General features: G+C 40.0%; 15 protein-coding genes. 12 read left to right on the top strand and 3 right to left on the bottom strand.

All coding sequences use genetic code 11. The features are described 5' to 3' along the window. Window positions 1–88: 88 nt before the first annotated feature. The 3 genes from LI091_RS14355 to LI091_RS14345 all read left to right on the top strand — a co-directional run bounded on the left by LI091_RS14355 (window position 89) and on the right by LI091_RS14345 (window position 2,866). Window positions 89–670, top strand: coding sequence for a zinc-ribbon domain-containing protein (locus LI091_RS14355; RefSeq protein ID WP_173734177.1), 582 nt, complete (start codon window positions 89–91; stop codon window positions 668–670). A gap of 127 nt (window positions 671–797) precedes the next feature. Next, a complete protein-coding gene (locus LI091_RS14350; protein ID WP_173734178.1) occupies window positions 798–1,895 on the top strand; it encodes a hypothetical protein in 1,098 nt (365 codons plus the stop codon). A 65-nt stretch (window positions 1,896–1,960) separates the two neighbouring features. After that, window positions 1,961–2,866 carry an HD domain-containing protein gene (locus tag LI091_RS14345; RefSeq protein ID WP_265191295.1) on the top strand — a complete coding sequence of 302 codons (906 nt, stop codon included), beginning with the start codon at window positions 1,961–1,963 and terminating at the stop codon, window positions 2,864–2,866. A gap of 410 nt (window positions 2,867–3,276) precedes the next feature. On the opposite strand, the gene LI091_RS14340 is transcribed toward LI091_RS14345, so the two are convergent. Further along, window positions 3,277–5,073 (bottom strand): IS200/IS605 family accessory protein TnpB-related protein, encoded by a 1,797-nt coding sequence (locus tag LI091_RS14340; protein ID WP_265191293.1) that lies wholly within the window; start codon window positions 5,071–5,073, stop codon window positions 3,277–3,279. Between the two features lie 122 nt (window positions 5,074–5,195). Between LI091_RS14340 and tnpA the strand changes: the two genes are divergently transcribed. The 9 genes from tnpA to LI091_RS14295 all read left to right on the top strand — a co-directional run bounded on the left by tnpA (window position 5,196) and on the right by LI091_RS14295 (window position 17,837). Continuing rightward, a complete protein-coding gene (tnpA, locus tag LI091_RS14335; protein ID WP_173734181.1) occupies window positions 5,196–5,630 on the top strand; it encodes an IS200/IS605 family transposase in 435 nt (144 codons plus the stop codon). A gap of 227 nt (window positions 5,631–5,857) precedes the next feature. After that, a complete protein-coding gene (locus LI091_RS14330) occupies window positions 5,858–6,169 on the top strand; it encodes a hypothetical protein (RefSeq protein WP_173734182.1) in 312 nt (103 codons plus the stop codon). Between the two features lie 53 nt (window positions 6,170–6,222). Beyond that, window positions 6,223–7,617, top strand: coding sequence for a leucine-rich repeat domain-containing protein (locus LI091_RS14325; protein WP_173734183.1), 1,395 nt, complete (start codon window positions 6,223–6,225; stop codon window positions 7,615–7,617). Further along, complete coding sequence (locus LI091_RS14320; protein WP_265191291.1) at window positions 7,566–9,611, top strand: leucine-rich repeat domain-containing protein; 2,046 nt, start codon at window positions 7,566–7,568, stop codon at window positions 9,609–9,611. Before LI091_RS14325 ends, LI091_RS14320 begins: the two co-directional genes overlap by 52 nt. Before the next feature lie 89 nt (window positions 9,612–9,700). Further along, entirely contained in the window at window positions 9,701–9,901 is a 201-nt protein-coding gene (locus LI091_RS14315) for a hypothetical protein (RefSeq protein ID WP_173734185.1), read from the top strand. A gap of 222 nt (window positions 9,902–10,123) precedes the next feature. Next, window positions 10,124–11,950 (top strand): leucine-rich repeat domain-containing protein, encoded by a 1,827-nt coding sequence (locus LI091_RS14310; RefSeq protein ID WP_265191289.1) that lies wholly within the window; start codon window positions 10,124–10,126, stop codon window positions 11,948–11,950. A gap of 94 nt (window positions 11,951–12,044) precedes the next feature. Continuing rightward, complete coding sequence (locus LI091_RS14305; protein WP_173734187.1) at window positions 12,045–13,493, top strand: leucine-rich repeat domain-containing protein; 1,449 nt, start codon at window positions 12,045–12,047, stop codon at window positions 13,491–13,493. Between the two features lie 428 nt (window positions 13,494–13,921). Next, window positions 13,922–15,943, top strand: coding sequence for a BspA family leucine-rich repeat surface protein (locus tag LI091_RS14300; protein WP_265191288.1), 2,022 nt, complete (start codon window positions 13,922–13,924; stop codon window positions 15,941–15,943). A gap of 220 nt (window positions 15,944–16,163) precedes the next feature. After that, on the top strand, window positions 16,164–17,837 hold the full coding sequence (locus tag LI091_RS14295; protein ID WP_173734189.1) for an LPD1 domain-containing protein: 1,674 nt from the start codon (window positions 16,164–16,166) through the stop codon (window positions 17,835–17,837). Between the two features lie 203 nt (window positions 17,838–18,040). On the opposite strand, the gene LI091_RS14290 is transcribed toward LI091_RS14295, so the two are convergent. Continuing rightward, window positions 18,041–19,852: a leucine-rich repeat domain-containing protein gene (locus tag LI091_RS14290; RefSeq protein WP_173734190.1), complete on the bottom strand. Its 1,812-nt coding sequence runs from the start codon at window positions 19,850–19,852 to the stop codon at window positions 18,041–18,043. A 92-nt stretch (window positions 19,853–19,944) separates the two neighbouring features. Further along, on the bottom strand, window positions 19,945–21,813 hold the full coding sequence (locus tag LI091_RS14285; RefSeq protein WP_173734191.1) for a leucine-rich repeat domain-containing protein: 1,869 nt from the start codon (window positions 21,811–21,813) through the stop codon (window positions 19,945–19,947). Between the last annotated feature and the right edge of the window lie 105 nt (window positions 21,814–21,918).

Genomic DNA, 21,918 nt, shown 5'->3' with positions numbered 1-21,918 from the left:
TAGCTGCGTAAAAAACAGTAGTGGTGGTATGGACCCACCCTGAATCTACGGGGCCCAGGCTCCGCACATCAGATGCTCGGTAATTTAATTGCCGAGTAGTTCACCATCTGAATGGAATTATGATAAAAATGGAGATTTAAAACCACAAATGGTTGCATGTGGATGCGTTAAAAAAGTTTGGTGGGTGCAGTTTGCAGAAAATCCCGAAACAGGAAAAATTATGAAATACGAATGGAAGGCTCAAATTAAAAGTAGAGTTAGTGGTGTTGGAAATCCTTTTTTAATAACATATAAAGGTGAAGAATATGTAAAAAAATATCTTCAAAAAAATGATGTTACATACATTTCACAACAGAAATTTTCAGATTTGCTTGGCACCGGTGACGGTAAATTATCATATGATTTTGCAATACCTGACGCCAAAAATAGATTTATTTTAATTGAATATAATGGCATACAGCATTATGAATCTTGTGAATTTTTTGGCGGTGAAGAGCAATTCAAAAAGCAGCAAGAACATGACCGCCGCAAGCGCGAATACGCAAAACAGCATGGATATAAACTTATCACCATCAAATACACATACGATACATATGAGAAAGTTGCTGAGTATCTGGATAAGCATCTGCCAAAAAGAGATTGCAAAAAAATTCCTAAAAAAGCCGCATAAATGCGTAATATTTTTTTGTACATTGTTTTCTAATGTTGCCGCCCGAAAAATCGGGCGGCTGTTTTTGTGATACAAATAATCTCACATATTGTTTATATAAAATTAAACAATACGGAGGAAAACAAATATGAAATATAAAAGTGGCACCATGGCTATGGTAAATCATACATTTACCTCAGAGCAATTAAATGATAAGTTATTCTACGAATATAATAAAATACGAGTTATAGAACCGCTCATTACATCTGCTATAAATAACGTAGCTGATAATCTTGAAACAGAGTTTTCAGGATTAGAATATTCCGTCAAAACAGCACCAAGTGTAGAAGACAAGCTTTTAAGAGCAGAAAAGAGAGATACGTCTGGCAGATTTTCGCCAAAACGAGAGCTTGCTAACTTTAAAGATATGATTCGATATACAGAAATATGTAATCACAGAGATATTGCTTCGGTCACAAAAGATACTATTGAGTTCATGAAAGAACAAGGATATACTTTAAGCGGCACGAAAAATTACTATACTCATCCGTTTGGGGCTACAGGATATAAAGGAATCCATTTAAATTTTATTTCACCATATGGTCAGGAAATAGAACTCCAGGTGCATTCCAAAGAAAGTTTTGATGCAAAACAAAAAGGGCATGAATTGTATGAAAAAATCAGAGCAGTCAGTACATTAAAAAGAGATAAAGAAGCAATGAAAGAAGAAATCAAAAGAATTCATGGGATTGTAAAAAATCCTCCAAATATAGAAGCAATCCATGATTATAAAATGCCTCAAAAAGAAAAAGAAAAATTGTTATCTATTGGAAAAGAGCAAACGTTGGTAGAGTATGAAAGTAAAAGAACGGATTCAAATTCAGAAGCAATTCGTTTTTCCGTATATTATGGAAATCAAGAATCCCCAATACTTGAAGGATACGAAAACCGCTACCCTGACAATAGTGTAAAGCATTACCATTCAATTGATACAGAAAAAGAACATTCTGCCGTCATTACTTCTGTTGACAAAGCAGGCCATGAAATAGCTGCTCATACGACAGTAGCGCATCCGCGTGAACTTAACGAAGTCGCACGTATTGCAGACGAAACAGTAAAAAAACATGAAAAATGGATGGAAACGAATTTTCCGGACAAAACCGAAACAAATATTGAATTAAACAATGCCGAAAAGATAACAGAAGCTCCATCAATAGCAGAAGCGTTTGATGATTATGAATTGTAAATTTTAACTGCCAAATATTTATGCATATTAAATTAGACATGAAGAAAGAAAGGAATATGAAAACCATGAATAAAGAAGAAAAGCTAACAAAAGCAATCATCTTTGCAACAATTAAACATGCAAACCAGAAAAGAAAAGATGGAACCCCATATATCTATCATCCGTTGGCTGTCGCAGAGCTGCTGAAAAAATATGGATATGATGTTGACTATCAGATTGCAGCTGTACTTCATGATGTATTAGAGGACACAGATGCAACCGAAGATGAAGTCAAAGAATTTGGAATGCCAGTTTATGAAGCCGTAAAACTGGTGACACGACCAGATGGAATGGATGAGGCGGAATACGTCCGCAGAATCCTGGAAAATCCAATGGCGGCCGCAGTAAAGAATGCAGATAAAATTCATAACCTTTATGAAATTGCATTTTCTGAAGACAAGCGAGCAATCGCACGATATGCTAGAAAAGCGGAAATTTACTATGAAGGGAATTTTTCCATGGCGCTAGATGATGCAATCGCAAAAGCCACATATATGAGTCATTTTCACGACGAAAGGAAAGAATATAAGGAATCCATTATGAGAAAAGGAATCCCGAATTTTACGCAGAAGGAAATGCGGTTGTATTCTGAATCTGAAAATATAGCAAAAAAAGAGGCATACAATCTATATATGAAGAACACGGACATTCCTGATTTAAACGATAATAAATTAAAGTTTGCTATCGTTGATGGAAATGACCCTCTTTGGTATTGCTATATTGGAAATGAAGGAGCCCCGGAAAAGACTTGGAGATTGACAAAAGGTGGATGGGTTGACGATTCAGAAGAAAATATCTTTTTTGCATATGGATTTGATATAAGTACTGTTTCCAAAAAAGATTTTATTGATGCAATGAATGAATTGTTTGTATCTAATTGGTTTTATGATTTCGTCGAGAAGAAAAAAATTTGTGGAAAGCAGAATCAATAAAAAATAAGATTCTGCTTTTTTGTATGTACAAAAATAGTGAACCTCCCCCACTGATTTCTGGCGAGCAGAAATCAAATGGGAGGCTTCGTTCATCCGTATCTGGAAGGTTTCGACGAATCGAAACATTTCAGATACAAAATTACTTGAAGGGCTACTCACAGTGTTATCGTTCACCTTGTTTTCACCTGGGCATGCCGTCAGGTTTCCAAAACTATCCGCAAGGCAAAGACCGAAGCCAATGCTAATTGGAAGATAACGGGCGCCATTTCTCATACCTTTCAGATGGATATGAATGATTTCATCCTTAGACGGGAAGTTCTTCCTCTGGTTTCCTTCCGATTTCCGGTTCACCCATATCCATATATATATTCAATTAACTTCGTATTGATAATGAGCATGAAATATGTAAATTATACAGTAGTTGCGTCTGGCATTATGTATGCCAGTTGGTTAAATATACCCGCAAGCTTTTTTAAAAAGTATGCACGGTTTTGGTAATTGCAGAATTCTTCTTTCATGTATTTATTCATGTCTGCAATGCATTCAAATTTGCCATATGGTATCATATGGTAAAATTTATAAGCTGGCTGTTTCTTTAAGCACCTTGCCAGAAATCTCCATTGAGACCAGTGATGCCTGTTTTTGTTATCCTGTGGAATCAGTGGACGGAGTTCCTTAGGAGGGCGTTCCTTGAATCCCATTGCCCTTCTTCCAATCGCCATTGCTGCGGCAACGTGTATTGATATGCCATAATGGCGCATATATTTTATTTTTCCAATTTGTGATGTGAATGCCGGTGCTGCTTTGTATAGACCGATTCCGTATTTATAAGATTTAGATTCTGCAAGCTGTGTGATTTTTGTGTAAGCAAATTCAGACAGTTTTCTGTTTAACTCTTCGTTTTTGTACATTGATTCATTCTTGATGTCTTTCAGGTTTTCCATCGCAACAGGTTTACATTTCTGTCTGGCATACTTAAATATCTGCTCAAGGGAATTAGATAGTATCTGTTCCCTCTGCTCATTCGTCTTTCCTGTGATGTCAAAACGAATCACTTCGTGGTGTATAAGGTTTCCATTCTTATCAAGTTCTGTCATTGCAAGATGGTTCACGTTTGTATCAAAAGAGGCACACCCATCGGTATAGTATTCATTTTTTCTCGGAAGTTCCTGTTCTACAGACACCATACATTTTACGAGTATCCTGTTGCCTGCATCTTCAAACCTCCACGCGACTGCCTGCCTGGATTCATTGTTTATTGCGTCATTGACAAAGACTTGCCCGTATAGAAATTCAACACCTTTTATCTCGTAAGTAACTGCCCGAAGGACGGACTCCTTTTTTGTCTTGGAACTTTTAGTCTTGACTGGAATCCTGGTCATGGAGTCATAAGAAAGTATTTTTGTATCAGTATCATATCTGACAACACAGTTGCCCTGTATGATGCCTTTTCTTCCAGGAATTGTCATACCATTATTTCTTCGGCTTCTGTATTCCTTAAGCCATTTATCATGTATGCCTGCATAGATGGTGTTCTGCTGCTTAAATAATTTCCTGCCTCCAAAACATACAGACGGCCGCCCGTTGTCAATCTGGGATTTTATTCTTTCCAATTCATGTTCGTGTCTTGTTCTTCTCTGCTCAATACAGTGTATCCTATGTTCAACACGCTTGATTTCAGGTGTAAGATACTGTACTTCAAAAAGGTATTGGTTTTTGTATGTCGTAACCTTCTTGCCTTTCCTTACCTGAAAATAGCCTTCGCTGGTTTCCGATTCATTGCCGCCGCGATAAGACTTGAACTTCACTTTTCTCTTTGACCCAGATTTACGATGAAGGCTTCTATTCACAAGAGACGCTTTTTCTTCTTTTAAATGGCCAAGCCGCTTCTGCTCCGAAGAAAGCTTCTTATCCTCCTGTTTGATTTTGCTCTCAAGCGTTTCGGCGTTCAGCTTTAGACACTCCATCGCGGATTTATAAGAAGCAACCGCTTCTCTTTTTGCAGCATTTGCAAAATGGTCGTTAACATCAAATTTATCTTTTAAATGGTTGTGTATGGATGTTCCGTCAGAAAGCGGCTTGTCCCCACCCATTTTGACAATAAGAGAGAAAGCATAGCACTTTATCTTATTGTAACGTACAATGTCTGTCTTTATGGAATCCATCGCATCCGGTTTTGTATATTTAGAAAAAAGACATTTTTCCATATGCTCTCCCTCCTTAAAATTGTTCTTGACATATATTACTTATATATTTATAATTATACTATATTCAAAAGATTTGTCAAGCATTTAGAAACTTACATACATAATTAATTAGGAGTATATTTATGGAATACAGGAAATCATCACATGCAGTGTACGGGCTGCAGTATCACATCGTGCTTGTGACAAAATATCGCAGAAAATGCATCAATGAAGAAATAGGAGACAGACTGAAAAAAGAAATCATCCGGTTGATAGAGGGACATGAAGGACATGTAATTTCAATAGAAGCTGTCTGTGACCATGTCCATATCCTGGCGGAACTAAGTCCAAAATATGCGGTCGCAAATGAAATTGCTACATTAAAAACAGTTACCGCAAGAATCCTACGGAGAGATTATGGAGACTATCTGAAGCAATTTCTATGGGGAGATAATTTCTGGTCAAGAAGTTATTTTATCGCAACTTCAGGTGGTGTTACATTGGATGTATTAAAAGAGTATGTTGAAACACAGAACAGGAGACCCGGCCGTCCTCATGGAACAAAAAAGAAAAAATAGATATTTTTCATTGTATTTTTTATATTTACAAATTCATCTCCACCTGAATCAAAGATTCAGATGGAGTCTTCTTTGCTTATTATGATAAAAAATACCCGCAAAAATCATCTGGTGGAGACTTCATAAGTAAGATGCAATTTTTTTACAGCGCCGTCCGATTACTCGGGCGGCTGTTTTATTTTGCATATTGTATATAAATAATATATCCCAAAAGGAGGTGTTTGTTTATGTTTCGCAGGACAAAAAGAAGGATTGTAATTGGATTACTGGCAGCAGCCTTGGCCGGCGGCGGAGCCGCCGTAAATAGAGATGCAATATATGAGAAAACCGGAATTGACATGGATTTTCTAAATTTGCGTGGGGTAGAAAAAATAAAAGACGCTGAAAAAATAATGGCAAAATATAGTATCAAGCCGGAAGATATGCAAAAAATATTGTCCAGCAAATGGGCTGAAGCAATGGAAATCCTGACAAAATACAATGTCAACCCGGCGCATATTGCGCAATTGGTCTTAACTGATGTCAAGAATCATTCCTGAATGTTTTTTGCACATTGTATTTGCAAATACGAAAAAAGAAAGGAAAAAATAATATGGAAAAAATAAACGGAGTAACAATGGATGGACATACAGTCGTAGATATTGACCGGAATGCAGATGAAGTTGTGATTCCTGAATATGCAAAAGATACAACATATCAGCTGCCATTGTACGGTATTAACTCTATGGAGGTAAGCGACCTGATGTTACTTGCACAGTTTGCCGGTTTACCAAAAAGGCTTGTGCTGAACGACAAAGGCAATTTGGCTTCTTATTCGTTGAGTTACTGGAGCGGCGTAAATGCAATCGATTCGGTCCTTGGACGCGCTGGTTTGGAATGGCTGGAACTGACAGATGACAATCCTTATTTCAAAACGGTTGATGGAATACTGTATTCAAAAGACGGATATAAACTAGTTAAATGTCCGGTGGACAGGAATGGAGGTGTAAAAATTACAGACGGCACGGTTAACGTTGAGCCAAGAGCATTTGAGAACTCCAAGATTTCCGCTGTGGAATTTCCGGATTCGCTGCAGGATGTTAGGAACAAAGCATTTTCGAACTGCAAAAATCTTGAACATGTGAATTTTGGACATGGTATACAACGCATCGGCTCGTCTTCACGATGCTTTCAGTCTTGCCATAAACTGAAACGGATTGAATTTCCGGAGCAGGTACGCAACATCGGGGAAAAGTCTTTCATGAACTGCGGCTTAGAAGAGGTAATCTTTCATGAAGGATTAATGAGTATTTCTTCTAGTGCTTTTGCATATTGTGATGAATTAAAGAAAATCTTTCTCCCAGATTCACTACAATATATCGGAAGATTCAATTTCGCAGAGGTGGAAGACATATATTTAAACCACAGTGTTCCAGTAGGGCTGCTGTCTATCATTTCGTCAAACTTTTCTGCAACATATACGCCTAGGTATAGCCAAAGATTGGATGTACTGTCAATACATATTGATAACGACATTATATGTGTGCCGAAATCATTAAATTTATCTGGCCAAACAGAAATACTGACCATTTTGGAAGAGAGAGACAAAAAGCGATACGGAGACACTTTTAAATTGTCATATTTAGAGCAGGCTAAACAGGATACGGCATTTTTTACTTATGCATATGGAACGCCAAACAAAAATACAAAAGAGTATTTAAAAGAACAGGCTGACGAAATTGCAAAAAGATATCTTAAGGCTGGACATACCGAACTCCTGGTAAAACTCCTGCAAGCCGGTTTTGTTAGTCGAACTGGACTAAATGTAATGCTGGAGATGCTAAAAGAAGACTCGAAAATGAACTTGGAGACACAGATGCTGGCGCCACCTGTTGCTGCAAAAATAGACAGGCAGGAACCTGTTGTCATGGCTTATATCATGCAGGCACTGGAAGAGTGCAGAAGAAAAAATGGAAGAGTGGATGCGGAAAATCTAAGATTGAATTGAAAAGCTGGACGTTTCGTTGCAGCCGGCAAAGCCGGCTGCTTTTTTTTCTTCGTGTAGGAATCAGGCATATTGGAGATGAAAATATAAAAGACAAAGAAAGGATAAAAAATATGGATAGAATTTATGGTAACGAAAGTGGAATTTCCTACTGTTATGATAACGGCGGTGTAACCTTCTATTGCTCAGACGTTTATACTTGCCGAGACATTGATATGGCATCGAATGTTAAACGCGTATGTTTTGGTGAGGACAACAACACAAATCAAATGTATTACAAATTAAGGTATTCTTGCATGATATTTCCGAATGTAACGGAGATATATATTGCCAGAAATGTTGCAGCAATAGAAATCAACAACAGAATGTTTCCAAATTGCCGAAAGATTGTCTCAAATAATGTAAATTATCGTTCCGGGAGCATGCTGGTGAAGAAAGATAAAGCCATGGACTGGAATTTTCTGCTTAATGCGTTTTGCCTGAAAAAAGGAGAAGACGTAGATTTAACCGGAATAGATATGATTAAATCAGGAGCCTTTTCCGGATGTGAAATCGTAGAAATCAAAAATGTTGCTGACCTCTCGCAGGTTGAAAAATATGCTTTTTCCGACTCAGATTTTTGTTCAGACAAAAACAAGGCGGTTGGCGGATTTCGAATGGCCGGACCAATCATTGTAGAAATGCTGCCGGACCTGGAAGAGTATGAGATACCCGACTATGCTATATACACTGCGCCACGGGCCGTAAAGGCTATGCAGAAAATGCACAAAGCCAAGCGGCTTATCATCAATAACCTTGCGGCTACGGTAAATGTACTTTGCACGACACGGCTGCCTAAAAAAGTAATTGTAAAAAATATAAAGAAAAGGACTGATGACACAGATTATGATTTGTTTGACATACTGGACAGCGAAACAACTGAAGAGATTGAACTTCAGAACTGTTCACCAGAATACAAAAGCATCAATGGACTTTTATATGGAAGAGTCATAGATGAATATGGTTTTTTTACAAAGACATGGAGTGTCCTCAGATGTCCGCGAGGAATGAAGAAAGCAGTGATTGATGATATTGCAGAAGAGATTGCGCAAGCAGCATTTATGGGATGCAGTGTGGAAGAAGTCGTGATGCCAGATTCCGTGAAAATGATTTGTAATGAAGCCTTTAGCTGTTGCAAATATCTTAAGAAAATCAATTTAAGCAAAAATCTACAAAAAATCACGAATCAGCTTGGCAATAACGCATGTTTTAAGAAATGCGAAAGCCTGAAGGGTATCGAAATTCCTGCCGGAATTAAAGAAATCCCGAATATGATATTTTTTGGATGCAGTGAGCTGTCAGAAGTGGTTTTTCATGACGGGCTGGAAGTCATTGGTGCCAGCGCATTCGCTTCATGCAGGAAGCTGAAAAAGGTAAGTCTTCCTGAAACGGTAAAACGTATTAAACGATGGGCCATACCTTATGTGGATGAATTACATTTAGCCTCAAACGTAATTCCAGATGGCCTGGTGCTTGGTCTAAATAGTTCGGCTTCCTCTGCTTTTTGTGCAAGGGTTATTTTTCCAGATGGAAAAGAAGTATTCGTATCTAAAACGGTGAATTCAGATGTAGAAGACAAAGCGACGCTGCAATTAAGCAAGCACTGCCAAGACCCAGATTGGTATATATACAGTTCAGATATAACAAGCCTGCGGTTAAATGGACTAACTGAATATGAGAGAAGACTAAAAGCACCAGAAGAATGGCCGGACAGCAGACCAAAACAGGCTGAGCTCAAAAGATTCTTACATTATAACAGTGTTGCCCTTATGGATTGGTTATCGACGCATAACAAAAGGCAGTCATTGGCAAAACTGATTTGTTACGGATTTCTGCCGGATTCAGCATTGAGTGACCTGTTAATGTATGCAAATGAGCATAATATGCCTGACATTGCTGCATATACTATCCAGCAGATGCAAAAAGAAAAGACAGACGACACAGAATTTCATATCTAGCAACATAGCGGGCAGAAGGCCCGCTGTTTTTGTGTGAAAATCCGGCATATTGGAAATGCAAAAAGTAAAAAAAAAGGAGAAACAAATATATGGCAATCGTAGAAACACCTCCCTGTAAGTGGACGCCTCCAGTTTGTAATGACAACGAGTATTCAGAACGGCCGATAACAGCAAGGGAAACAGAAGGAAGCGAAAAAGAACCGGAATACAGAAAATTGTACCAGTTGCCTTGGGCAAGGATAAAGAAAGCCCCGCCGTGCAAGCATATCCCGCCAATTGAGGAACCTTAAAGACTCGCAAAATTTGCAAAGTGGTTCAGCATATGGTATAGTATATACAACAAGAGGGAAGAAAAAAAGCCCTCAGACATCAGGCGGATTCGCCGCCGAAAATCCTTTCTTTGTTTGAAAGCCCCGCTGCTGTGGAAAACATGGCAGCGGGGCTTTTTTTGTTTTACCGGAACTGCTTTTCAGCATATTAAATACAAAGCTACAAAGAAAGGAAGAAAAAATATGGATAAAAAGAAATGGATTCCGACGCAGGATGCCTGGCTGTATTTCGAAGGAAACGTCTGTACGGATATAAAAGTGAGTACCCCTGGTACCAGTGTTCGGCTGGAGGCTCCAGAATTTGCGCTCAGGAATTGCAAGCGTTCTTTTCCAGGCGTAAAAGCATTAATCATTCCAAAAGGTGTTAAAAAGATTGATATTCCAAACTCACTGTTTCCGAATGTGGAACATGTGATTTCCAATTCTGATAAGTTTTTGACATCTACAATGCTTGTGAGAAAAAGTATTACGCAGGGGAATACGCTTTTGAATGCTTTTTGCAAATCAGAAGATGATGTTGTCGACCTCCATCGCGTCAATAAGATTGATAATTTTGCTTTTGAAGGATGCCGGTCTTGGAGCCTGGTAAACGATGCATCTGTTGAATATGTTGCTGAAAATGCTTTTACCGATTCTGCGTTTATGGAACAGCCATTTAAAGGCGGAATCAAACTTGCGGGACATATAATGATAGCAATGGATGATATGGCCGAAGAGATTGTTGTACCACAGGAACCACAGATTTTCGTTCTAAGCGAAAAAGTACAGTCTGCCATCAGAGACATGAAATACGCTGACACTAATATCAAGCGTATGCGTGTCAAATGCCTGGACTCCGTTGAGGCGTTTTGCTACATGCCGGAGACCGTGATTCTTGACTCCAAAGAGAAATGCACATGGTCAAAAGTCAGCAGAACGATATGCGGTATCGTTTCGGATAATACAAAAAATCTGATTTCCGAAATCCCAAGATATAAAAGCGTGGATGGAATCTTGTATTCAAGCGACATGAAGACTTTATGCTTCTGCCCAGGAGGAAAAACTGGACATGTGACGATTCCGGAAGGCGTAACTAAAATAAAAGATATGACTTTCTATAGTTCTGAGATACACTCTGTAAAATTACCAGACACCTTGCAGGACATAGGTTCGCGGGCATTTCAGCTTTGCCATAATCTCACGCATATTGATTTTGGTAATGGAATCAGAAGGCTTGGCGCAAATGGACATTGTCAAATATTTGATGTTTGTAATAGCCTGGAGTCTGTGGAATTTCCGGCGCAGATAGAGTATATTGGCAACGATTGCTTTGAAAACTGTAAAAAATTAAGAAATGTAAAGTTTAATGAAGGCTTGCAGGAAATAGGCCCTGAAGCATTCATGGACTGTGAAAGTCTTAAAAATGTGGAATTTCCAAGCACGCTGAAAAAAGTTGGGAAGCGGTCATTCACCGCAACAGATGGCGTCAAATGGCTTAAGCTAAAGATAATACCATCTGGATTTGTGCATGCATTCATAAGCAATGCTGGTCCGTGTGGTCAAAGATATATGGATGTAGATTACAATGGGAAACATTTTGCAATACCGAAACGCATGGATACTTGCAGGCTGTCAGAATGTGTACAACGATTTGAGTCTGAATATATCTCCTGGCGTGGACTGACTGACGACTTTCTGGATTCACTGTACCTATACTCACGTTCCAAGATTGAAAAACATCTGTGCGCTATGGTAGCATACAAATATACCAGAAAAGAACAGATAAAAAAAGATATATATGGACGGTGTAATACGAGCACAGTTCACGGTATAACTGAGCCAGAACGTGTGTTGCTAGCCCTGGATGAGAAAGACCTTTCTGAAAAAGAGTTTGTGGATTGTCTGAACACTGGATTCGTGGATGCGAGGCCTGAACTGATAGATGAGGTCAAGAAGAAGGGGTGGAATATAGCAGTAGCATATATTCTGGATAAATCAAAAGAACCTGAAAAAGTAAATCTATCTCTTTAATTTTGATGAGAAGGCTGGCAGCAGCCTTCTTTTTTTTGCGATACAGAATTAAGCATATTGGACGTATAAAAAAGAAGAAAGGAAATAAAAGAATATGGAAAAAACGAGCAAAATAAGATATCAAGATTGGTCATCCTCCAATGATACAGAAGAAAAGAGATGGAGTAAAGACGGAGTTAAGATGAACGGGAACACAATTGTGGCTATTGATGTAACCAAAAAGAAAGTAACCATTCCGCCATATGCTACGTGTACTGAATGGAAGAACCTTTGGGGACTTGAATGTCTGGAAATATCCAGTATTAACCTGCTGGCTCAATTTACGCACCTTCCCAAAAAATTGATTCTAAACGACCCGAATGCGTTGAAACTTGATGAAACGGACATTTTTTGCAGACACAATGTCGATTCCGTTGCCAAGATACAGTCTGTATTAGGCCAAGATGGAATGGAGTGGATGGAATTAAATGGAAGTAAAGACTATATTACAAAAGATGGCATTTTGTATACAAAAGATATGAGAAGTTTACTGAGATGTCCTGCTGCAAGAGCGGGTGAAGTTGTTATCCCTAAAGGCGTCAAGTTCATTAATGAAAAAGCATTTAGTCATTGCGAATGGATATCTTCCGTAGTCTTTCCTGATTCCCTGGAGGCAATCGGCCAGCAGGCGTTTGCCGGCTGTCACAATCTTAAACACATTGAGTTTGGAAACGGAATTAAAAAAATAAACTGCCGCTGCTTTGAGTTATGCTGGGGATTGGAAGAAATCAATCTTCCGAAACAGTTAGAGATAATCGATTATGGAGCATTTTCAGGATGTAAGCTTCGCAAAATAACTTTTGCAGAAAACGGTGTGAAATATATTGGGGATAATGCTTTTAACGGAAAAGACCTTGGTGAGGTTACGCTTCCTGAATCACTGGAATATATCGGTGCACAAAACTTCCAAAGTGTAAAGCACATAATACATCTAAAAAGTGTTCCAAAACGCTTCGTGATAGCTATAACTGGAAGCTCGTTTATGCGTTCTTTCTATGAAGACCCGATGCAGAATATGATTGTCCTGGATATAGACGGAAAACAGTTCTATATGCCGCGTACATTGAAACTCGGAACAGAGCATCTTGTGCAGAAAATACTTCAGGATAAAATAGAAGACTCCTACGGTATAATGTTTCTTTACGCTAATTCTGGACGTTGTAAACTGGTTGTTGCTGCCATGTCTTACATCGCTGGAAACCGTAACGCAAAGCTTGTTAAATTCGTGGAAGAAAACGAGAAAGCAATTTCTAATACGCTCCTGGCATACGGCCACATAAAGGAACTTTCAGAATTTATACAGACTGGTTTTGTTTCGCACCGTACACTGTCTCTTATGCTTAAAGCATTGGAAGATGGAACTGACACAAATGCTGCACTTAAAAACAATCCAGAAGCATCAATACTGCATGATGAAGGAAAACAAACTACTGCAAAAGCGTATATCTTAAAGGCGCTGAACGAGCAGAAAAATAAAAATAATGAAGAATTGCATATTTCCTGACTGTAAGAGCCGGCTTTGCCGGCTCTTTTTTTTTGTACAAGTATTTCTGCATTGTAACTGTTTTTGCAAATTCTGCATATTAAACGTATACAGATTGACTCAATGGAGAACGGGGAATCCCCGGCCGACCAAAAGTCGTCCGCGGGTCAAAGGTTCCGGTTTTAACTTCGCACGCGGGTCTGAATCCCCGTTCGAAACACGCTTCGCTCAGCCTTACGGCTTCGCTCGCCGCACTTCAGGCTGGTTATATTTATTCTGGTAACGAGTCCAGCTTTGCTGGCGAGTTATCATTTTTAATCTGGTACCGACTCCGGCAAAGCAGGGAAGGTATCATATTCATTCTGGTACTGAGTGCGAAGCATGAAGTACCATATTTATTCTGGTAACGAGTCCAGCTTTGCTGGCGAGTTATCAAAAGGAGGAATAAAATGAGAAACAGATGTATGTTTGAAAAAATGGCAGCCGGGATGGCGCTTGCGGTGACGGTGATGGCCGGTGCAGCGATGCTGCCTGAAAGCGGGCATGAGCTGATAGTCAGGACTTATGCCGCAGATGCGAGTAATCAGAATAGTCAGAATATTTCGGGAGGAGGTACCAGTACTGAGGATAAAATAGACGAAACAGGCAGCAAAGCGGGATGCGCGGAGAATAACGAAAACAGCGACGACGGAAGTGGAATTTACGACTTCAAGGATAATAAGACGGCCGGAGCTGTGGCCATCACCAAGAAATGGGATGGCGGACTGACCAATGCGGAGCGTGAAATCCCGGATATGTATTTAAGCACTGGAAGGCCGAGCAAGAGCACGAAGGGGTACACCGTCACATTCCACGGGAACGGGATAAAATTTGCCGACGGGACCAACGAGAATATGGTAGTTTATAACTCTTCCAGACAGATTGTGGAGGGGAGTTATAAGGAATCGGTAGGAACCGGAGTGGCGTGGTATGCGAATGAAGCGTGTACGCAGAAAATAGAAATTTCTGATGCTGGCATACCGCAGGTTGAACTGACCGGGGATGTGGATTTGTGGGCGAAAGAGATGACGTTTGAGATTAAAGGATATAATGACAACTATCAACGGAGAACGGAGAACCCTCGGCCGACCAACAGTCGTCTGCGAGTCAAAGGTCCCGGTTTTAACTTCGCACGCAGGTCTAAATCCCCGTTCGAAGTCTGGTTACGAACGCGAAGCGCGAGCTATAAACAACAATATAATGATTTCAATTCTTTAATCCCAAATACGGTTACTGAAATCGTGTTTACCGATGAGGTAAAACCAAAAGACAAAGCGACCATTGACGTTGACGCAGACGGGGATGGGGGTGTTGTCGCATGGCTGGATGATGATGCCAGAACAGTCATGAAGGTGTCTACGCAGATTCCGGGCGTAAAAGTACAGGCGGCAAAAGACAGCGAAAATATGTTTTTCAATAGAAGCAAGCTTCAAAAAATCGACTTTAAAATGCTGGATACGCAAAACGTGACGGATATGTGTTCCATGTTCAACGGCTGTTCTGGCCTGACAAGCCTGGATTTAACACCACTGGATACGCAGAACGTGACGGATATGAGTGGCATGTTTTACAAATGCTCCGGTCTCACGAGTCTGGATTTAACGCCATTAGATACACAGAACGTGACAAATATGAGAGACCTATTCGGACTCTGCTCCGGCCTCACGAGCTTGGATTTGTCTCCGCTGGATACACAGAAGGTAACGGATATGAGTTACATGTTCTACCACTGTCTCGGTCTGATAAGCCTGGACTTAACCCCACTGGATACACAGAATGTAACGGACATGGGTTCTATGTTTTCCAGATGCTCTGGTCTAACAAGTTTAGATTTGTCACCGTTGGATACTAAAAAAGTGTGGGATATGAAATCCATGTTTGACGACTGTTCTGGTTTGACAAGCCTGGATTTGTCTCCGCTGGACACGCAGAATGTGACGGATATGAGTTACATGTTTTACGGATGCTCCGGTCTAACAAGTTTAGATTTGTCACCGTTGGATACTAAAAAAGTGTGGGGTATGGACTCCATGTTCTACGGCTGCTCCGGCCTCACAAGCTTGGATTTATCCCCCCTGGATACACAGAATGTGACGTATATGTATGCCATGTTCTACGACTGCTCCGGCCTCACAAGTCTGGATTTGACGCCGCTGGATACGAAAAACGTGACGGATATGCATTCCATGTTCTACGGCTGCTCCGGCCTCACAAGTCTGGACTTAACCCCACTGGATACATCAAAAGTGACGGATATGACGTACATGTTCGCCGGATGCTCTGGTCTCACCAGCCTCACCACAGGCACCACATTCAAATTTGTTGGCACGGACTATGAACTTTCCGGCACATGGCAGAACACCGCCGGCGAAACCTTCACCTCCGGAAAGTTCCCCTTTAACGTTGCCGACACCTACACAAAAATATCTTAATCCAATCTATCTACAACAACATAACACTACGCGCAACAGAGCAGCCAAAGGCCGCTCTGTTGCTTGCCTTCCCTCTTTTTTTATTCATTTTCTCTACTGTCAACCATCCACCATCCATCTTTCCTTTTATCTTTTCCTCTTGCTTTTTGTCTTTTTTTCTATTTCTCATATTAATCATGTAACACAAACAAAGGTTAACAAAGAAAGGAAATGGAAAACTATGAAAAAACTAAACGATTTCGGAGCAAAAATTGGCGGAGCAAAGAAAGACTTATGGGCACTTTTTAACACACTTTCTGATGAGGAACAGGGCGAAATGGCCAGGAAGTCAAAGATTTGGAAACTGCCAAATTACCGGGCAATGATTGAAGAAGGTACGCCAAAAGAAGTATGCTTCTGGCAGAACCAGATGCGCAAGGCTGTTGTATCCAGACCGGAAGCAAACGCAAAGGCATATGTCAGATTCGTGCTGGCATTTAAGTCAGATGTAGAAGCGTGCAATACGATAGACGAGGTTAAGGCATTTTATGCCGGGAACCCGGATATCGTTGAGTCTAAAGGCGTTTTTGAGTATCTGAGAAAGGCTTCGGAGAATCCTAATGACAAGCACTGGGTTTACGCGGATAGCGAAACGAAACCATTTTTTGACGGCAGTAAAGTGCTTCGTTATGTATATAGCACAAAACGTATTTCAAAAGACTGCGCAGAAAGCGACTTCCTTATGAGAAGAGAAGATAAGGAGGCAAAAAAATACTATGTGTTTGAAGCAAAAGCGGAGAATATTGAAACTAAGCCATATAGCAAGAAAGGTGTTTTTGCAAATACAGTAAAAAGCAGCACTTGTATTACCACTTTCTTTGACAAGGTCAATTATTCTGAGCTGGTAGAAGAGTCTCCAGATGATTGCCTGTATATTGCCATGTACGACAGAACAAAAATCGGAGTATATACTTCCTGCGAAAATGCGAAAAAAGCCATTGAAAGCAAAAAAGAAAAAAATGCGGGAAAGAAAGAGGCAGAGAAGAAAGAAGCATTTCTTCCGCCACATCTTTCAGAGATTGAAAGGACAGGAAGCGATTACAGTTACTTCAGATTTACTGCTGGAAATGTATTGATGGCAAGATATGGACTGCGTGGTGGCGAGTTCGGAAACTATACTTCTTCAAAAGACAGAGTGGGAAGTATTAACATGGCTTATGATGGTTTTGAAGACCTCTATAAGGCCTTAGGTATTTCACATCGGGACATCAGCCTTGGTGGTGAACTGGCAATCGCATTCGGCGCAAGAGGCCGTGGCTCAGCAATGGCTCATTATGAACCGGATAGAAATGTCATCAATATGACTAAAAAACGTGGTGCCGGCTCACTGGCTCACGAATGGGCTCATGCTATGGATGCTTATCTTGGAAAGAAACTTGGGCTGTATGGATATATGTCAGAGAATGTGAAATCAGACAAGGTCTTTGCATCTGCAAAAGAGCTTCTTACGGCATTTGAAAAACAGGATGGAAAAGAAACTGCATTTTATGCAGCATCCAAAAACTTTGATGGGGCTTATAAAAAGGCCGGAAACGGTTATTGGTCATCGGCCCCTGAAATGTTTGCAAGGGCTTTTGCATGCTATGTCAGGGATAAACTTGGAGACAGAAAGTCAGACTATCTTGTAGGTCACTCTGAAGCGGCTTCTGATGGCGTTAGCGTGGCGATTCCTGTCGGGAAAGAAAGAGAAGTCATCGATAAGAAATTCGATGCTTTTATCGCCGATATGATTAAACTTGGTTACTTTTCAAAAGAGAAGAGCAGCACAGAAAATCCGACAGAATGCGACGATTCACCAGAAATTGTGGATATTATCTTCTACGAGGATAACGGTGGCCAGCTGATGTTTTGCTAGTTTTTAACGAAGAACGGAAAATCCCCGGCCGACAAAAAGTCGTCCGCGGGTTAAATGCTCCGGTTTTAACTTCGCACGCGGGTCTGAATCCCAGTTCGAAGTCAGGTCACGAGCGCGAAGCGCGAGTTATCAAAGGGCGGAACTTTTTCCGCTCTTTTTTTTGCGGTAAAAAAAAGAAGTCCCGGCGCAAAGGCCGGGGCATTCTAAAGCTGAAGTTTTTTGGAAGCGTTTTTTGGTGCTTTTTTCTCAATCTCTGTTAAGATGTATGCCGCGAGAGCATTCATGTTGTTTTCGTGTGCTAATTTCAGGAATTTTTCAAGAGAACTCTTTGCAAAAAATCCAAGCTGAAAGAACTTGACGAGTTTTTCCTCCTTTCCTTCGTTGAAATACCGTTTCACGATGCTCTGCCTTGAGCGTTTCAATGCATTGCGGTATATGTCTTTTTTGGTAATATCGTAGAGTTCAAAGGCTGTATCCTGAACAAGTGCGTTACTGAAACATAAGGCATACAGACTGTCAATCCAATCTATGTCAGCTGCTTTTGGAGAAAACATGCGGAAGCATTCATCCAGTTGTGAGATGACTTCTTTTGGCAGGGTTTTTGGAAAGTAAAACGTATAATCTTTGTCGTCTTCAGTTACAATAAGTTTGAAAGTGAGTCCTATCTTATTGTATGTTGATGTGTCATTGTATGCATTCAATACAGACAGCAGGATTCCTTCCGGCGCTCGGTCATACACATGTAATTCTTTAATGAATCTGCCAAAATTATTTGCTTTCACGGTTTTTAGTGTCCTGGGTACAGTTAATGTATCCGCAGCAATATCGTTAAACGTGGTATCGCCAATAATCTCCAGGCCTTCATGAAGGACAACTTTTTTTAAATTGCAGCATGAGAACATCATGCTTGACAATACCTTTATCCATGACGGAATTTCAAGCTCTTTGAGTCCTCTACACCCATAAAATTGGCCCATATCACCAAATCTGCTGTAATCGTCAATGGTATGGTTAAATTTGATATCTGTAAGTTGCCTGCAGTCAGAAAACGCATAAGTCCCAATTCTGAATAAGGACTCAGGGAATTTTACAGACTCAATCTTACTTCCTGCAAAAGCATTATACAGTATATATTCTGTCCCTTCCGGTACATCGTAATGACCATCACGTCTATTTGGATATTTAATAAGGACTTTCTTGTCTTTAGTATATACCACACCGTCCACAGTACAGAATCTATCGCTATTTTTAGCTATACGATACGCCTTAGCGTAGATGTCTGAAAGGTAGTCTAGTAAATCGTTTACAGATAAATTTAGCCTGTTGTTGATGACCAGTGTGTTGAAACTTGTGCCTTTCAATTTGTTTAACTGGTCCGGCTTGCTGAAAACGACCTCCTCGATGTCATCCGCATTTTTAATATATACACCGGTGGCATCATCGGGGATAACTGCCATATCTGCAGTACGGTCAATTCCTACTACCGTTTTACCAATCAAGAATACGCCATTTACAAATTGCTTTCTTCCGAATTCAAGCGCAGAACCGGCAAAAGAATTACCTTGGGCGATAATCTGCTCTGGGATATTTTTGATATGCTCTGAGAGGCAGCCCTCAAAGGCATACGACCTTACGAGTTCAATATTCTCCATATCTATGACGAAATCTTTGTCATGATAAAAGGAATTGAACAAAATACCCGTTTCTTTGCTGATAAGCATTGGCCCAGATTTAAAATTACGGCTATACGAGATAACCTTCTCAATATTTGGAAACATGGAGTTGTAAATCTCAATGCTTTGGACCCCCTCGTTGATGACAATGGTCTTGATGTTTGGAAACTGCTTCATTACGTCCTTCAAAAGATAGCCAGAACCGCTATAGGTATGGCTTTCGTCTATGAATGTAAGAGTAGTAGCGGATTCCGGGACATCAAGGTTTTTGCATGTATAACCATATACACCTTTTTCAAAATAAAAAACAGCTCCTTCTGGCGAATTTAATGTTGTTAGCATTTCTTTTCTTCCTTTCTTTGTTTTTTTTGTACATACAATATGCGATATTCTCGAGTATAAGAAAAACCCGGCATGTGCCGGGCTTAGATTGGTTAGATTCTGAAAGATGTTGTTTTTCTTTTTTTCTTATTGCTGCTTTTCTGCTGCATCTCAAGAATGTAGGAAGTTGCTGTCTTCATTCCGTTTTTTTGTGTTGTTTTTAAAAGAGTATTTAAGACGCGCTCGGAAAGGAATCCGAGTCCGACAAATTTGGCCAGCTGTTTTTCCTGATTTTCTTTTAATAGACGGTTCACGATTTTTCTTGAATGGCTTTTCAGATAAGCAGCCGCTTCTTCATTGCTGGAATCGTGTTGATACATAGCAATGGCAGTGTCCTGTGTGATAGCGTCATCGTCGCAATATATGAACAGGCTGTTAAAGTAAGACTGCGGAAATAAACGCCATGAAAAATTTGAAAGTCTAAGGTCTAGGCTGGAAGTAACATTACCGATGTATATATATCGTGGAATATATAACGTTTTTTTGCCTTTATCATCAGTTATGACAAGCTTAAGCAGTAAATTATCAGTATCAATGTCTCTGTCGGGACGGTCGGCGTTGCGTCTGCAGCGGCTGACCATATTTGATATAAGGCCTTCCGGTATCCTTTCATACACATTGATTGTTTTTGCTTTATTAAAATTATTACCGCACATCTTTTTTAATGAGCGGGGAAGCGTAATTTCTTCAAAATCAACAGAATCAAACGCCCAGCCGGAAATCGTATCCACCCCTTCTTCTAATTCGAGGCTTTTAAATTCGCATCCACTGAACATTGACGCTCCGATTGTCTTAATGTACGCCGGGATTTTTAACGTTTTAAGGCTTGTACATCTTGCAAAGATGTTTGAACCCCCTTTATCGTCATAATCGCTAATGCCTTTTCCAAACCCTATATCTGACAGGTCATGGCAGTCACAAAAGGCTGCATATCCGATTTCTGTCACAGAATCGGGAATCTTCACTGACGATATCCTGCTGTTTATAAAAGCGGAGTCATAAATCATTTCTGTTCCTTCCGGTATTTTATATGCCCCTTCGCGGCCAGAAGGATATGCGATGAGTTTCTTTTTGTCTTTTGTAAAGATGACGCCATTTATCGAACAATAGAATGGATTGCTATCCCTAACGAACAGGTTGAAGGCATTTGGACGTTTTGCATACGTCCTTATGTCTGGCATTTCTATGTATTCATCTGTGTCAATGATTACGCTGTCAAGGAACAGGTTGCTGTCACTGAACGCGTTAAGGTTTTTGACGTTTGCAGTTTTTATACACTTAATATTGTTTATATTTGTGTCTGTTCCCGTGTATATAGACTTGATACCATCAGGCAGCGTGATTTCTGTTGCACCAGGCTCAATATCAACAAGGACCGCGCCGATGGTACATATGCCATTAGTGAATGGCTTTTTTTCAGCGAATATGGAATATGCAAAAGCATTATCATTAATTTTGGCTACGTTGTTGCTGTTAACGATATCAACTGATTTACAACCTTCAAAAGCAAAGCTGTCTATCAAAATGACATCGTGCAGGTCAACCACTTCGTCCTGATTTCGGCAGAATGTATTTTCAAGCCTCGCTTCGTTATACCCGGTCTTTATCAGCATACTTCCGGTGGTATATGAGTAGCTGCGTGAAGATACCCTTCTGACGTTCGGAAACATCATATTGCTGATGTCAATATCGTCAACGCCTTGCTCAATCACGATTTCTTTGATGTTTGGGAACTGTTTTTTCACATCTCGCAAAAAATACGACGGTGCAAATACTCCATACTGTAAATTGCTGATAGAAACATTCCTCATACGTGCAAACGTCAATGTGGTAACATCATCGTCAATGTCAACATCAACGCATTTTCCTCGTTCTGCTATATAAAATGTAACACCTTTCTGTACAGAAACTTTTTGGACCATTTCAGTTTCTCCTTTCTTTGTAAAAAAATATTCAAAAATAATATGCAAGATTTCTCTGACAAGAAAAATCGCAAAAAACGATTCTGCGGACAAAATTTCAGCATA

Source organism: Blautia sp. MSK20_18, from assembly GCF_020553125.1.
Classification (GTDB): Bacteria; Bacillota; Clostridia; order Lachnospirales; family Lachnospiraceae; genus Blautia_A; species Blautia_A fusiformis.
The sequence above is the reverse complement of the archived record's forward strand: the minus strand, read 5'-3'. Positions and strand labels throughout refer to the sequence as shown.

What these genes read in the sequence shown, in the direction of transcription:
- LI091_RS14350 (WP_173734178.1), top strand. Translation starts at nt 798, where the DNA reads ATGAAATATAAAAGTGGCACCATGGCTATGGTAAATCATACATTTACC.
- LI091_RS14345 (WP_265191295.1), top strand. Translation starts at nt 1,961, where the DNA reads ATGAATAAAGAAGAAAAGCTAACAAAAGCAATCATCTTTGCAACAATT.
- LI091_RS14340 (WP_265191293.1), bottom strand. Translation starts at nt 5,073, where the DNA reads ATGGAAAAATGTCTTTTTTCTAAATATACAAAACCGGATGCGATGGAT.
- tnpA (WP_173734181.1), top strand. Translation starts at nt 5,196, where the DNA reads ATGGAATACAGGAAATCATCACATGCAGTGTACGGGCTGCAGTATCAC.
- LI091_RS14330 (WP_173734182.1), top strand. Translation starts at nt 5,858, where the DNA reads ATGTTTCGCAGGACAAAAAGAAGGATTGTAATTGGATTACTGGCAGCA.
- LI091_RS14325 (WP_173734183.1), top strand. Translation starts at nt 6,223, where the DNA reads ATGGAAAAAATAAACGGAGTAACAATGGATGGACATACAGTCGTAGAT.
- LI091_RS14315 (WP_173734185.1), top strand. Translation starts at nt 9,701, where the DNA reads ATGGCAATCGTAGAAACACCTCCCTGTAAGTGGACGCCTCCAGTTTGT.
- LI091_RS14310 (WP_265191289.1), top strand. Translation starts at nt 10,124, where the DNA reads ATGGATAAAAAGAAATGGATTCCGACGCAGGATGCCTGGCTGTATTTC.
- LI091_RS14305 (WP_173734187.1), top strand. Translation starts at nt 12,045, where the DNA reads ATGGAAAAAACGAGCAAAATAAGATATCAAGATTGGTCATCCTCCAAT.
- LI091_RS14300 (WP_265191288.1), top strand. Translation starts at nt 13,922, where the DNA reads ATGAGAAACAGATGTATGTTTGAAAAAATGGCAGCCGGGATGGCGCTT.
- LI091_RS14295 (WP_173734189.1), top strand. Translation starts at nt 16,164, where the DNA reads ATGAAAAAACTAAACGATTTCGGAGCAAAAATTGGCGGAGCAAAGAAA.
- LI091_RS14290 (WP_173734190.1), bottom strand. Translation starts at nt 19,852, where the DNA reads ATGCTAACAACATTAAATTCGCCAGAAGGAGCTGTTTTTTATTTTGAA.
- LI091_RS14285 (WP_173734191.1), bottom strand. Translation starts at nt 21,813, where the DNA reads ATGGTCCAAAAAGTTTCTGTACAGAAAGGTGTTACATTTTATATAGCA.